This is a genomic window from Arthrobacter sp. 179 (assembly GCF_052379645.1).
In the GTDB taxonomy this organism is placed as follows: Bacteria; Actinomycetota; Actinomycetes; order Actinomycetales; family Micrococcaceae; genus Arthrobacter_H.
In genome coordinates this window covers 1-13,725 of sequence record NZ_JBQSYU010000017.1, presented here as the reverse complement: position 1 = coordinate 13,725, position 13,725 = coordinate 1, and the positions used below count along the sequence as shown (strand labels likewise).

The following is a 13,725-nucleotide window of genomic DNA, read 5'->3' as shown; positions in this document are numbered from 1 at the left end:
GGAAGGCACCAGTATGCCTAGAAGATTCAGCAAGCCATTCTTGATGGGCGCTAGCGTCGTCGTCGTTGGCATGACGTCTGCAAGTGTCCTGGCCGACATTCGTGTGTTTCTGGTCTTATCGTTGATCGACATTTGCGCGCTGATGATTATTCTCGACAGAAGGCAGTCCGTGAGCTCTGGAACGCGTCAAGCTCGCTTCCAAGCCGAACAAGCTCGGTTGTTTAACTCTGTAAAGCTTCAGCTCGACGACATATCGCCTGGAATGCGGTCTGGAGTTTCAGAATCTACGTTTAGGGAACTGCTGGAAGCGTCTAGTGCTGAACAGAAAAATAACGAACAGCGCCTGAGGCAACTCGGACAACTCGCTCAGAAGCAACTTTCTGCGATCGAGAGAGTGGAGGCACACGTCCAGAAGTATGAGGAGAGCCCTGTCCAAGTCAGGGCACTCGCGCAGTGGCGACACCAAATTTCCGAAGATCTAGCGTGGATGTGCACACAGTTCGGAAACGACTTCCACGAGAGCAATATGGAAGTGGCGAACAACGGAGACGACGAATGAGCGATGTCTTGCACCGTGACAATCCGCTGGTATGCGATGTCGCGATGATTGCTAGTTTTGACGTTCCGGAGACGCTGGGAATCGATATGACGAGCGATCTGCAGAAGTTTATTCAGCTCGGCTTGTCAGTTGTGATTCTTCCCTTGATGCAGAGTGGCGCAGCCGATCGCTACCGCAATGTGGGGTTCGCCCAAGAAGCCTTGAGCAGGGGAGTCCCGATTGCTGGAAGTAGAGACTTTTGCCAAGCCAAGCTGGCAATCATATACAGCGGAAGAACCTTCGTTGACCGGGCATTGACTGGTCACGTCGCTGCAGATGATATCGCCGTCGTAGTGGATGGTGGCGCCGACTACGTATTTGATCCCGAGTTGCATCAATGCTTGGACGCGGCTGCTGAACCGTACTCGGGCAATCCGGTGACTATTTTCGCCGCAAACAAAACGGTCGAAACGAAGGTCAAGGCTGCGCTTTCCGCTCATGACGTACATATCTGGAATTTCCACGTGAGCGACTTTGAACCGGGCCAACTCAGATCATCTGATAAGGACTTGGGCGAAATCGGAGTGGTTCTTCCACCACTGTCGGTCGGGGCTCACGAGGCGCGAAGGGATTTTCTCAAAAAACTAAAGAACAGCAGCGGGGCGGAGCTTCTTGTTCACGGTGCGATACCGTCTGATTTGCAAACCGCAAATGACGAAGATGATTTGGTAATAGGTTGGCCGTTTACCCGAGAAACGATGGAGAAGTTCGTACTGGAAGTTGACGCTCTGTTGATACCGAGAGAAGCGTTAACGGATCTTGCCTGGCGGCCTTTGCTCGCCCTTGGCCTCGCTGTCAAAGGCTTGGTCTTGCTTCTCCCCAGAGAAATGGAAGTCTATTTGGGCGATGCTGCAGCCTATTTCGACGATAGTCCTATGGAGCTCTTCGGACCGGATTCTGAAATGGAAGATGGAGTCTCTCGTCACGTATCTCAAGATCGTACAAGTAAAGGAATGCTGGCTTCCCTATGTGGCCTGAGGCTTTTGGAGAAGCCTCAACAACTACCGGAAATTGAATTGTTGGGTACGACGGAGTTGCCGGTCGCTGATTCTGTCGTAAAGACTGGTTCTTACGATCCGGTCAGGGTCTGCTTCGTCACGAGTAATGGTGCAGGCATGGGCCATCTGAGTCGTCTCTTGGGAATCTCGAGGAAATTGCCAAGCCACGTGTCGGTGTCGTTCATTTCGATGTCGCAAGCTTGTGCGGTTGTCGCTGATTACGGATATGAGTATTTCTATATTCCGTCGTTGGCCGACATGAACATGTCAGGGGGCGAATGGAATCCGTACTTCGCTGCCAAGTTTCTAACTACCCTCGAAGTTATAACCCCCACGATAGTTGTTTTCGACGGGACATGGCCGTACTGGGGCATTTCGGAGGCAGCGAAGAACTTGGCCGTCCCCTTTGTGTGGATTAGGCGGGGTATGTGGCGGGCAACGACGCCTTCGACCTCGCTGGTTCAGAACACCTGGTTCGATAAGGTCATTGCGCCTGGGGACCTTGCCTCTGACTATGATCGCGGCATAACGACAGATGTATCAGATGCCACGGAAGTCGGCCCTATTTTGCTAGTGGATCCAGATGAGCTCGATTCACGGGATGATGCACGTTCCACACTGGGAATCGACACCGACAAGCTGGCCGTCCTCATCACGCTGGGGGCCGGGAACATCAACAAGATCGATGAACAGTTGGCAAGCGTACTCGAAGCACTTGAACGATTACCTATGGATATCGAAATCTTTATGACAAAACCGCCCATCGCGGAGAACGGGTTCTTCGCAAAGGGTATTAGGGAATTAAACATTTACCCTCTGGCGAAACTTGCGAACGCATTTGATTTCGTCGTTTCTGCCACTGGGTATAACTCATTTCATGAATGGATCGCGTATAAGGTACCAGCACTTTGGTTGCCTAATCTGAATACCGTGACTGACGATCAAATTCAGCGGGCAATTTTCGCAAGTGACGCAGGACTCGGTCACTGCGTTGTCGACGAGAACCGAGAAAGAATTGTCGAGGCCATCGAAAATCTCGCAAAGCCCTCCACTCGGGAAAAAATGCGCTTGTCTATGGCCAACCATTGCTTCATCAATGGCGCCGGCGCCGCAGCAAAGTTGATATTCGAGATAGCAGAGGCCCGATCGTGATCTCGCAAATTACCAACGGGCTGACAGGGTCTAGCGGACAAGCATCGAGGTCGATCATGGATACCCTGCGCTCCCTCCAGATGGATTCGCGATCGAGGCCAAAGGGTGGATCGGGACGGAGCCTTAATATTGATGGCGGCACTGCGTTGTCCAAAACTCGGAGGGGGGAGCTGCCAGTCGTACTTTTGCCTGTTTTCCGTGAATTTGCGCCTGGGCTTCAGGACGTAGTCGACTTGGTACACGCACTCCAACAAGTCTCACTCGCGTTCCGAGTAGTTGCAATTACCGACCTAGGGGATTTTAGCGCCCTACGATCCCATGGATGGACAATAGTTCATGTTTCCACTGAGGCATCTTGGGACACTAAAAGAAAATCATGGGTTCAATACGTTCGTGATGAAGCCATTGCTGCAGTAGCAAATTTCTCGTGCGTTCATGTTCTCGATGTACAAAATCGGAGGCTGGCCGATGCATCCTGGAATTTTCTGCTCGCGCTGTGTCGGCTAGATATGGAACAGCCTGTTGGACGTGATGACAGCGTCATTTCATCACATAGCGTTCACTACTCTTGGCGTGGATGGGTTGGAGAGGTTCCAGCCGGAGAATCGAATCACGAGCTGCGCTTGCAGGGCGGCGTTTGGACGGCTTCGATATACCGTGCAAATACAGGTTCCATTGTGCTCATCGACGCCGATCCAGCGCAAAAGGTAAGCCCCGAGATTTTTGGGCTTGCTGTTCGGCGGGGATGGAATACTTGCAAACTTGTGTGCAACGAAGGGACTGGCAGCTCGACCCAGCGTGAGCTCATCATTTCGGCCCTTTTTGACGGACTCAGTTTAGAATCAGCAGGTGTTTCGAGCTATTCTTCTAAAGGTGATTCGCAACCACGGGACGCCTTCAAAAGTGGAATGCTACCGACCATTGGCCGGGCAGACCTCCTATCTGCCGAGAGAAGAGCAATTGCCAAATGGTCAGTACGTGTATGGGCGGAAGGATTTCGAGATCCTGTGGGCCTCTCTGGGGCTCAATGAGGTGACCCTCGTCGAATGAATTTTTGCGCCAAAGCTGCGAAACCGAAACTAGGATAGAACTGCTTGATGCCAAGAAGGTCTGAGTTTCTGTTTTTAGGGGCAGCTAGCTCCCAAATCCAGGGAGCTCAAGTCCACGAAGCGCATCCGCTCCGGTCAACTGGTCTCGGTATCGACTCGCACTAAATCAAAATCAACAAAACGCTAAAAATTGCCCGACTCGTCTTCAGAGCTGTACGAGATCAAGAACACGATGCTGTGAAAACAGACATTAGATTCGATTCAGCTGACAAATTTGACGATAGAGGGAGAATCTCGAGGGGGAACAGCATATGGCAGTAACGAAAGAATTGGATCTCGTAGTAATTGGGCAGGGCTATGTAGGATTGCCACTGGCGCAAGAAGCTGTCCGTGCCGGCCTCAAAACCGTCGGCTTCGACCTGAATCCACGGATCGTCAATGGTCTGAACAACGGCACCAGCCACATTGATGACCTGACGAATGACGACATCGGAATAATGTTGGATGCCGGCTTTGAAGCATCCACGAATCCAGGCGTACTCGCAAAAACGAAAACCGTCGTGATATGCGTTCCGACACCGTTGTCTGATGATGGTGCTCCCGACATGACATACGTCATCTCGGCTGCCGAGACTGCAGCCAGAAACATTGAAGTAGATACCCTAATCTCGATGGAGTCCACGACCTACCCGGGGACGACTGAAGATCTACTCAAACCCATGTTCGAATCGAACGGTAGAAGGGTCGGTACGGACATATTTCTCTCCTATTCACCCGAGCGCATCAATCCAGGGGACCCTGTTTACGGCTTTAGGAACACGCCTAAGGTAGTAGGAGGCATAACGTCATCATGTCTCGATAGGGCCAAGAAATTTTACTCCCAGATCGTGGATACCGTCGTTCCGGTTTCTGGAACACGGGAAGCCGAGACTGCCAAGCTCCTCGAAAACACCTATCGGCATGTCAACATTGCGCTGGTGAATGAGCTTGCTCAAGCTGCCCGTGGTCTGGGGGTCGATCTGTTCGAGGTCATCGATGCCGCCAAGACCAAACCGTTTGGCTTTCAAGCCTTCTATCCGGGTCCAGGTGTTGGCGGACACTGCATTCCAATTGATCCCAACTATTTGTCGTACACCATCAAGAAGGAACTTGGACACCCCTTCAGGTTTGTCGAGCTTGCCCAAGAGATTAACAGCTCCATGCCCTCGCACGTGCGCACGCGCATAGCCGAGATATTGAACGATGCCGGAAAGCCGGTTAAGGGGTCCAACGTTCTTTTGCTTGGAGTCACCTACAAATCAAACATTGCCGACCAGCGCGAGTCGCCTGCTGTTCCATTGGCGCGGTTGCTCTCGGACCACCAATGCGATTTGTCTTTCCACGATCCTCTCGTCAGCCAGTGGCGGGTGGCCGCTGGACTGAACTTCGAATGCGTGGGTGACCTTGATCAGGCTCTCGCTTCTGCAGATTTGGTCGTACTTCTTCAAGATCACGCCGAATACCGGGATCTTCGACTAGAAGGAGTCTCTTGTCCAGTTCTGGACACCCGAGGCGTTTTGCCGCGCCAAGAAGGCGTCGTGCATATGTAGCATTCCAGACTATTTATACAAACAGGTTGGCTGAGTTCCTTTATGGCCGGGGTGTCTGGGCTTCGTAAGGCCCCGATGCGGTCCTGTATTTAGGTGAAAAGCTCACGGTAGCGAGCCACGGAGATAAGGCGATCTTCATGGGTCGTTCCAGACATAGTTAACAGATGGAGTCAACGGAGTTTGATGCTTGAGGTGGAAACAGAAGGGCGCGACGCGTGCCAACTTTCATATCGACAGCTACTTGACGATTATGCATCGATTGCTTCAAAGCGCGGACTAGCAGCAGAAGCGACTGCTATTCGCACGGAGTCAGTCGCTCTGAGGGACGTCATTGCGCATCTGGCGGGAAAGGGCTTGCTAGATCGTGAGGAGCTCGAACAGCGCGTACTCGACGGCCGTGATGTGGACTGTGATGCGTATTGGCTTGCAGCGCTAGCTAGAGTTGCCGCACTTCAACAATTTCTGACGCACGACTTAGAATTCGCTCTCAAAGCATTCCGTGTCGCAAACCCCAAATTGGTGAAGGATGTGAAGTCGCGTCGCTTCCGAAAGCTGGAAGTTGAAGTTCTGCTAGAAGCTGGCCGGGACAAGGAAGCGGCTGGTTTACTGGCGCAGGATAAGGATTTAGAACGGCTGTATTACGGCTATTTGTCAGCCGAGCTGTCGAATCCCTATCGAAGTGGTGATACTTCCGGGGGAACCAAGTGGCTGCGATCTCTAAATGCGCCGCTCCTAGCTCATAAACTTGAGCCGGTCTCGATTAGGCAGGATGTAGATGTCCCGTTTAACGGACTGACTTGTGATCCAGGGGAAGGCTCGAAACTGAGCGGGCCATTGATTTCCGTAGTCATGACAACCTACTGCCCAAATGTACAATCACTTCGCGCGTCCGTTGCTTCAATATTGGGGCAAAGTTGGCAGAATATCGAGCTGATAATCGTAGACGATTGTTCCCCGGACGAGTACGCCATGGATCTGGAGGAGGTTGCGGCTGGCGATACTCGGATCAGGCTTCTGAAATGTGCTGTAAACGGGGGGACTTACCTCGCCCGCAATGAAGGCTTGAAGGCAGCACGGGGGGAGTTCATCACCGGACAGGACGACGATGACTGGTCACACCCTCGGCGCCTAGAACGACAAATTGCATGCTTACGCAAAAATCCGGCCAGTCCTGGGTGCCGAGTGTTTTCTATAGCTAGTAGCGAGAACTTGGTTAGGATCAGGCCGGGTTACAATCCACAGAATCCAAATGCGTCTTCGCTAATGTTCCGTCGACAGTATTTAGGCGGCCTGGGTGGATACCTGGGCGCACGGAAAGCAGCTGATACAGAGTTCCAGAAACGACTAGAAAAAGTCGCAGAGAATGCGGTAGTCGATCTGAAAGAGCCGTTGACTTTCGTTAGAATCCTCCCAAATTCCCTGTCTCGCGGAGACTTTCGGGCGGGTTGGAGTCACCCGGCGCGCCGTGCGTTCAAAGCCTCTTACGCACTTTGGCACGAGAAAGCAGCCCTCGACGACCTTAAGGTTTGGGACGGGGATCAACAGGCGGTATTAATACCTCGAAAGTTTGCGATCTTGCCGTCGGAGCCAGAGGCAGTAGACGTGGTCTTCGCCGGCGATTGGAGGCAGTTCGGGGGACCTCAAAAGTCAATGCTCGAGGAAATGCGTGCACTTCGGGAGGCTGGCTACTCTATTGGTGTCTTGCACCTTGAGGCTCCTAGGTTCATGTCGACGGCAACAAAGCCACTTTGCGCGCCCATACAAGAATTGTTGAATGATGGAATTGTTCGTCAGATTCTTTTCGACGAACCACGAGAAGTAGGGCTCTTGGTTCTGCGCTATCCCCCAATTCTGCAGTTCCCGACATTCTTCAAGTCCGCTCTGGAGATCGATCGTTTTGTTATTTTGGCCAACCAGGCTCCTTCGGAGCGGGATGGGTCAGATATTCGCTACGTTGTGGAATCTTGCGCGGATCACGGAGAACGATTGTTTGGCCAACGCGGCCTCTGGGTACCTCAGGGGCCGACCGTCAGGGGTGCCATCGAAGGGTGTGTTGCACCGGATGAACTAGCCGGCTTCGATATGCCCGGAATCTTGTCTGTTGCTGAGTGGTGTGTTGATCGTGGAACTTTTCGGAATAACGTTCCTGTCATCGGCCGTCATTCACGCGACAACCGTATGAAGTGGCCGGAAACAGCTGCAGCAACAATCGAGGCCTACCCCATCGACGGAAGTGTCGATGTCCGAATTATGGGGGGTGCTAACGTGCCGCTGGGTCTCTTGGAGCTGGATTTTCCTCCACTGGATTGGGTGGTCTTTGATACCGATGAGTTGCCGGTTCGATCCTTTCTGGGCTCACTGGATTTCTTCGTGTTCTTTCAACATTCCTTGGCGTTTGAGGCCTTCGGTAGATCAGTGCTTGAAGCCATTGCTTCAGGATGTGTGGTCATTCTTCCCGATCATTACCGTCCCGTCTTTGGCGATGGCGCAATTTATTGTGATCCTTCAGAAGTTGGACCGCTAGTCTCTTCTTTGTATGCAGATCCTGCAGCTTACCGTCGGCAAGCTCGCCGAGCGATTGAGATTGCAGAAAGCAAATTCGGATACGGGACCTATGTTGAATTGGTAGAGACGCTGTTGGGCGATGTTCACCGTTGCGAGTGACGAGCCCGAGCCACGACACCTTGCAAAGTGATCACTAGTATTTACGCGAAGATATGAGGACAGTTATGAAGTTCCCAAAATTGACACTCAATAATCCAAGGACCGTTTCAGCGTTCTTGCTTGTCGTTGTTGCAGGGGTGGTGTTAACCGCCCTCTTAGACAGCCAACGTGTTGATGTAGCCGTCGTTCTTCTTGTAATCGGAATCGTAATAGCCTTTCAACTGATGGGCCGACAACACATGAGAACGTTGCTTGAACGCGAGCTAGCTATATACAGGACGGCTCTAGACAGCCAGCACGAAGTCAGTGCACTTAGCCAGTCGGTAGCTAAGTTGAATTCGGCCGTTGCCAAGGCGCAGGTCACCCTTGAGTCTGTGGTTGTCAGAGAAGAATTGTTGTCAGAAAGAATCTTCAGTAGTGATACTTCCATCCTTAGCTGCGAAGCTGGGGTTCAGTCGTTGAAAACGGAGTCGACCTCTATCGAAGAATCGAGCCAATCCCTCCGGGAATCATTGCAGTTGACGCTTCGCGAGCAACAAGAACGTATAGAGTCCGTGCTCCGTCATACTGAACGGCGAGCCTTAGGGAATATGGAGTCCATCAGAATGTTATTGAGCGATTCTTCTGGATCTCTGGAACGAAGAGTCGAGTCGTTGCAGGAGGCTGCAGCCCAAGAACGGATCAACTCGGCGGAGCACATGCTCGGAGTCGGGAATCAGTATAAGACGGTGCATTATGCAGTCGCTGACCTCAAAAGGACCATTGAGTCCGGGATGTTCCAGGCTGATTCCCGGGATGCTTTAGCTGAAACCGTGTTGACCGACCCGCACTGTTCCAAGTCGGAAAGCGCCTCCCCGGAAATCCACTCAGGTCCCGATGTCAAAGGGTTGTTGGAACTGGTAGCCAGAAATGGGCGTGTACAAACCGAAAAAATTGTGATGCGCCTAACTGCAGCCGCGAGGGATGAAACTAGACAAGTCGAAGCACTCTTCCAATTATTCGGAAAAGTGCGGCCCAGGGCACCGCTACCGCCCTCTGGACGATGGGCGATGGACGCACGTGCCCTGCTCCACCTCTCAAAGATCGTTGAAGACACGAAACCTCAAAGCATACTTGAGCTCGGCGGCGGAACCTCCACGATCTGGCTGGGATATCTTTGCGAGTCTCTCGAGACGAAAATTACTTCGGTTGATCACGATTGGGGTTTCATGAACTTGACACAAGAAATGGTCGAGAGGCATGAACTTGGTGAATCTGTCGACGTAAACTACGCGCCATTGGAAGAACAACTAGTCGATGGCAGGAGCTACGAGTGGTATTCAGCGGCAGCTTTTGAAGGTATCCATGAAGTCGACTTGCTAGTGGTTGACGGCCCTCCTAAGACTACCGGTGATCATGCGCGTTACCCAGCGCTGCCGTTGTTGATAACACGTCTTGCTCCGACTTGTACCGTTGTGCTTGACGATTCTGAGCGTCAGGATGAGGCAGACGCTGTTCAGTGGTGGCTTGATGCTTACCCAGGTTTTGAACTTGTCGAGCGGGGAATTAGCAGGTTGGCAGTCTTGAAACGAACGGAACTATGCGCGGACACAAGCGCCTGAAGTAACCCCCGTGACTGTGAGCTGGTAACTATTTGCATTATCTAAATTTCGATGGATAGTTCCGCAGTTCTCTGGAAGTAGTTGTGGAGTCCTACGGCGCTACTGAGTGTTTGAGTATGGACCGCCAAGAGTTCGTTCCAAAGGGCGGACGTCGTAGTCTCCTATGGCTTGGGTCAAGAGTTTTGGAATTTCACGGCGCAGCATACCCCGCAAGCCGGCTGGAAAAAGTCAGCTGCATGACACTGCTACGGACGGGTCGGATATGTAGCGCGTCACGCCCTGTGCTCGTGTGGCGAGTAGCGCCTGACGGTAGCGCGAGTCTGGACAGTTGATGTGTAACCTCTTCACATCGTGGACACCGGATCTTGGCCTTGACGCCTGACGGTGGACACCTCGTAAGAGAGGATCTACGTCATGGGACGACAGCGCCGGGAGTTCACCCCGGAGTACAAGGACGAGGCCGTGAAACTGGTGATCAACACCGGCAGGACGGTCGCTGTGGTCGCGCGTGAACTGGGTATCAACGAGGCCACGGTGGGGCGTTGGGTCAATCTCCACAAGGATCGGCAGGGCGCTGGGGAGGAGCCGTTGAGCGAGTCCGAACGAGCCGAGTTGGCCAGGCTCCCTAAGGAAGTGCCCGATCTGAAGTTGGATCGGGCGTTCTTGAAAAAAGCGTCTCTCTTCTTCGCCCAGGAAGCCTCGGATACGAACGTGAAGCGTTCGAGCTGATGCACGCGGAGAAGAGTAACTTCACCATCGCCCGGATGGCCCGACTCCTGGATATCTCGCGGTCTGGGTACTACGCCTGGTCCAAGCGGGGGCCCTCGAAGCGTGCGATTCGTGCAGAGCGGATCGAGGCGAAGGTCAGGTGGTTCCACGGCGAGTCTGACGAAGTCTCCGGGGCGCCGAGGATCTTGGCCGATCTGCGCGAGGACGGCGAGGTCATCTCCCGTAAGACGGTCGCCAAGACCATGCGCCACCTCGGCTTGCGCGGTCTCTGCCCCAAGCGGTGGAAGACGACCACCGTCACTGACGCAGGCGATACCTATCCCAGCGATGTCGTGAAGCGAACCTGTGACACCGGCACGATCAACGCTGTCTGGGTTGGCGACATCACGTACCTGAGGACGTGGGAAGGATGGCTCTACCTGGCGACCGTGATCGAGGCCCACTCGCATCGGGTGATCGGGTGGGCGATCGCGGACCACATGCGCACCGATCTCGTCGAGGACGCCTTGAAGATGGCCATCGCCCTGCGCGGGGACCGACCGGGCAAGGTCGTCTTTCACGCGGATCGAGGAACGCAATACGCCTCGGATCAGCTCACCCGGTTCACGGCACAGAACGGCATCACCAGATCGATGGGCCGCACCGGGGTGTGCTGGGATAACGCGATGGCCGAATCGTTCTTCGCGACGCTCAAGACCGAGTTCTACTACCGCCGTGTCTGGCCCACCAAGGCCGGCGCCAGCAAGGCTGTCGGGGCATGGATCGAAGATCGGTACAACCGCCGCCGGCGGCACTCCGCGATCGGCCAGATCAGCCCCGTCAGCTTCGAACTGCAATACTGCAACCAGCCCGCGGCAGTACTTCAAGCCGCATAACCCGGTGTCCACCCATCGGGGTCAAGGCCAATCTCTTCACTTCGTGGACGGTGAATCTCATGACTTCGTCCACAGCTATCAGAAGGCTCTATGATCCGTGGGGGCCGTGAACTGGTCGGTGGCTGAACACCTCCGGAACTTGTTTTTCGCCGTTGGGCAAATTGTTCGCGGTACTCGGCTTCTTTTTGGGCCCATGGCTTCGTGGGGTGCGACAACTGAACTCCCTGAATGGCGTATGAAGCCACCCACCGATCACGCATCTGCAAAGCGATCATCTGCAGCGGGAAGGAGAACACGATTTCACTGGTGTCCGGATCCGAGAGCAGGAATTCATCGCTGGTGATCGTTCTGTGGAACTGGCGTCCGCCGCAGGTCGTCGGCAAGCCCACCTGATATCCCTGATAGTAGACCTGCCGGTTCGCTGATGTGACATCCACGAGCATCTGATTGTCCGCTTTCGGGGCATCCTTGCCGGTAGTGCCCACTACCGTGGTGTACGTTGCCGGCCCTTTGGGCGTGGCTCCCGAACATAAGGCGGCCACCGCGTGATTCTTGAAACGACCTACCAAAGTACGTTTCGAAAGAGAGTCCACGCGATGACCGCACCCCATATTATCGACCCAGCCCGCTTCCTGTCCGAACAACTCGAACAAGCCTCCCCGGACCTGATGCGCCAGATGCTCACCACGTTCATCAACGCCCTGATGAGCGCCGAAGCCGAGACCGTCTGCGGAGCCGAATACGGTGCCCGCTCCGAAGACCGAAACACCTCCCGCAACGGATACCGCCACCGCGACTTCGATACCCGCACCGGCACCCTGGACGTCGCCATCCCCAAGCTGCGGCAAGGCTCATACTTCCCGGACTGGCTCCTCGAGCGCCGCCGCCGCGCCGAGACCGCCCTGACCACCGTCGTGGCGACCTGCTACCTCCTGGGAGTCTCCACGCGCCGGATGGAAAAGCTCGTGGAAACCCTCGGGATCACTCGGCTGTCGAAGTCTCAGGTCTCGCTCATGGCCGCGGACCTCGACGAACAAGTCGAACAGTTCCGGACCCGGCCTCTGGATGCCGGCCCCTATGCGTTCGTGGCCGCGGACGCCCTGGTGTTGAAGGTTCGCGAAGGCGGCCGGGTGGTCAACGTTCACGCGATGATCGCCACCGGCGTCAACGCCGATGGGCACCGCGAAGTCCTCGGCATCCAGGCCTCTTCCGCCGAAGACGGGGCCGGCTGGCTCGGATTCTTCCGGGACCTGGCCGCCCGTGGGCTGACCGGGGTGAAGCTGGTGACCTCCGACGCCCATGCAGGCCTCGTCGCAGCGATCGGGGCCACCCTGCCGGGCGCTTCATGGCAACGGTGTAGGACCCACTACTCGGCAAACTTGATGTCGGCGACGCCCAAAAGCAGCTGGCCATGGGTGAAGACGTTGTTGCATTCGGTCTATGACCAGCCCGATGCCGCTAGCGTGTATTCGCAGTTCGATCGGGTCTTGGATGCCTTCGAAGACAAGCTGCCCAAGGTCGCCCAGCACCTCGAGGCCGCCCGTGATGACATCCTTGCCTTCGCCGCCTTCCCTAAAGGTTTGTGGCGCCAGGTCTGGTCCAATAATCCCCAGGAGCGATTGAACCGTGAGATCCGGCGGCGGACCGACGTCGTAGGGATCTTCCCCGACCGAGATGCGTTGATCCGTCTCGTTGGGGCCGTGTTGGCCGAACAGCACGATGAGTGGATCGAATCCCGCCGCTACCTCGGCCTTGACCTCATCCAGCAATCCCTCGCCGTTGGCACTGAGCAGAAGGAGGAAATCGATACCGATCTGGCGCTGAGCACCTAACGAACATCAAGAATCACGTGGCGTCCGACTTACACCACGCAAATGGGCTTGACCTGACGACAATAGGAGCATCCACGCTAGTGGGCACTACCTTGGTATTGAGTATTTCCAGCACGCTTCGAAGGCTTTCTAAGGGGAGTCAAGCCAGGAGGCGTGGCAAATTCCGCGGCCCTAGTTTCCCCGCAGGTGTGCCTGGTCGGCGAGTTTTCTCAAAAGACGCGAGGCGACTGCGTCGAGCTCCGAATGTGCCCGAAAGCGAAGGACCGCAAGAACGGCCCCCAGCGTTGACGGCGCGCAGCCGGCGCCGAAGAGGAGTTTCATCCCGCCGTGTCACAGCACGGCCATCCCGGCGACAAGTGCTGAGATCTTCGATCTGGAAGTGAAACCCTTATCGGCATGCATGCTTAGCGGCCTATCGGACAGGTCATGCAGGCCCGCGTCGTGGACAATTTCTGTGATCGAGGCTAGGCCGGCGAACACGACGAGGTCGGTTCGCCGAACGGAACTGACAGGTTTGTTGGACTGGGGGAAACTCGCATTTGTGAGATAACCACTTACCAAGTCGAATTCGAACCTTAAACGGCTTAGCAGTCTAGCCAGCTCTGGCAGATAATAATGTGCAAGCAGTGCCACCGCTA

The 13,725-nt window shown here is 54.8% G+C and carries 9 protein-coding genes; 7 read left to right on the top strand and 2 right to left on the bottom strand.

Annotated features, from left to right (window positions below):
* Window positions 1–13 precede the first annotated feature (13 nt).
* The 6 genes from ACT3UE_RS11020 to ACT3UE_RS10995 all read left to right on the top strand — a co-directional run bounded on the left by ACT3UE_RS11020 (window position 14) and on the right by ACT3UE_RS10995 (window position 11,255).
* Window positions 14–559, top strand: a complete 546-nt coding sequence (locus tag ACT3UE_RS11020; RefSeq protein ID WP_444566698.1) for a hypothetical protein — start codon at window positions 14–16, stop codon at window positions 557–559.
* Window positions 556–2,748: a hypothetical protein gene (locus tag ACT3UE_RS11015; protein ID WP_444566697.1), complete on the top strand. Its 2,193-nt coding sequence runs from the start codon at window positions 556–558 to the stop codon at window positions 2,746–2,748. The genes ACT3UE_RS11020 and ACT3UE_RS11015 overlap by 4 nt, the downstream gene beginning before the upstream one ends.
* 1,360 nt (window positions 2,749–4,108) lie before the next feature.
* Window positions 4,109–5,386 (top strand): nucleotide sugar dehydrogenase, encoded by a 1,278-nt coding sequence (locus ACT3UE_RS11010; protein ID WP_444566696.1) that lies wholly within the window; start codon window positions 4,109–4,111, stop codon window positions 5,384–5,386.
* Between the two features lie 183 nt (window positions 5,387–5,569).
* Window positions 5,570–8,050, top strand: coding sequence for a glycosyltransferase (locus ACT3UE_RS11005; RefSeq protein WP_444566695.1), 2,481 nt, complete (start codon window positions 5,570–5,572; stop codon window positions 8,048–8,050).
* 65 nt (window positions 8,051–8,115) lie between these two features.
* Window positions 8,116–9,651 carry a class I SAM-dependent methyltransferase gene (locus ACT3UE_RS11000; protein ID WP_444566694.1) on the top strand — a complete coding sequence of 512 codons (1,536 nt, stop codon included), beginning with the start codon at window positions 8,116–8,118 and terminating at the stop codon, window positions 9,649–9,651.
* Window positions 9,652–10,056: 405 nt separating this feature from the next.
* Window positions 10,057–11,255 (top strand): IS3 family transposase gene (locus ACT3UE_RS10995; protein WP_444566731.1). Its coding sequence is split into 2 segments (ribosomal slippage): window positions 10,057–10,330 and window positions 10,330–11,255, totalling 1,200 coding nucleotides; the frame shifts between segments, so codons are not numbered across the junction.
* Here the strand turns inward: ACT3UE_RS10995 and ACT3UE_RS10990 are convergent.
* Complete coding sequence (locus tag ACT3UE_RS10990) at window positions 11,243–11,740, bottom strand: hypothetical protein (RefSeq protein WP_444566693.1); 498 nt, start codon at window positions 11,738–11,740, stop codon at window positions 11,243–11,245. The genes ACT3UE_RS10995 and ACT3UE_RS10990 overlap by 13 nt on opposite strands.
* Before the next feature lie 111 nt (window positions 11,741–11,851).
* Between ACT3UE_RS10990 and ACT3UE_RS10985 the strand changes: the two genes are divergently transcribed.
* Window positions 11,852–13,087 carry an IS256 family transposase gene (locus tag ACT3UE_RS10985; protein WP_443349367.1) on the top strand — a complete coding sequence of 412 codons (1,236 nt, stop codon included), beginning with the start codon at window positions 11,852–11,854 and terminating at the stop codon, window positions 13,085–13,087.
* 330 nt (window positions 13,088–13,417) lie between these two features.
* On the opposite strand, the gene ACT3UE_RS10980 is transcribed toward ACT3UE_RS10985, so the two are convergent.
* Window positions 13,418–13,725: hypothetical protein (locus tag ACT3UE_RS10980; RefSeq protein WP_444566692.1), on the bottom strand; the 308-nt coding region annotated here is incomplete at its 5' end.

Coding starts and splice junctions, on each gene's coding strand:
- ACT3UE_RS11020 (WP_444566698.1), top strand. CDS start 14: ATGCCTAGAAGATTCAGCAAGCCATTCTTGATGGGCGCTAGCGTCGTC.
- ACT3UE_RS11015 (WP_444566697.1), top strand. CDS start 556: ATGAGCGATGTCTTGCACCGTGACAATCCGCTGGTATGCGATGTCGCG.
- ACT3UE_RS11010 (WP_444566696.1), top strand. CDS start 4,109: ATGGCAGTAACGAAAGAATTGGATCTCGTAGTAATTGGGCAGGGCTAT.
- ACT3UE_RS11005 (WP_444566695.1), top strand. CDS start 5,570: ATGCTTGAGGTGGAAACAGAAGGGCGCGACGCGTGCCAACTTTCATAT.
- ACT3UE_RS11000 (WP_444566694.1), top strand. CDS start 8,116: ATGAAGTTCCCAAAATTGACACTCAATAATCCAAGGACCGTTTCAGCG.
- ACT3UE_RS10985 (WP_443349367.1), top strand. CDS start 11,852: ATGACCGCACCCCATATTATCGACCCAGCCCGCTTCCTGTCCGAACAA.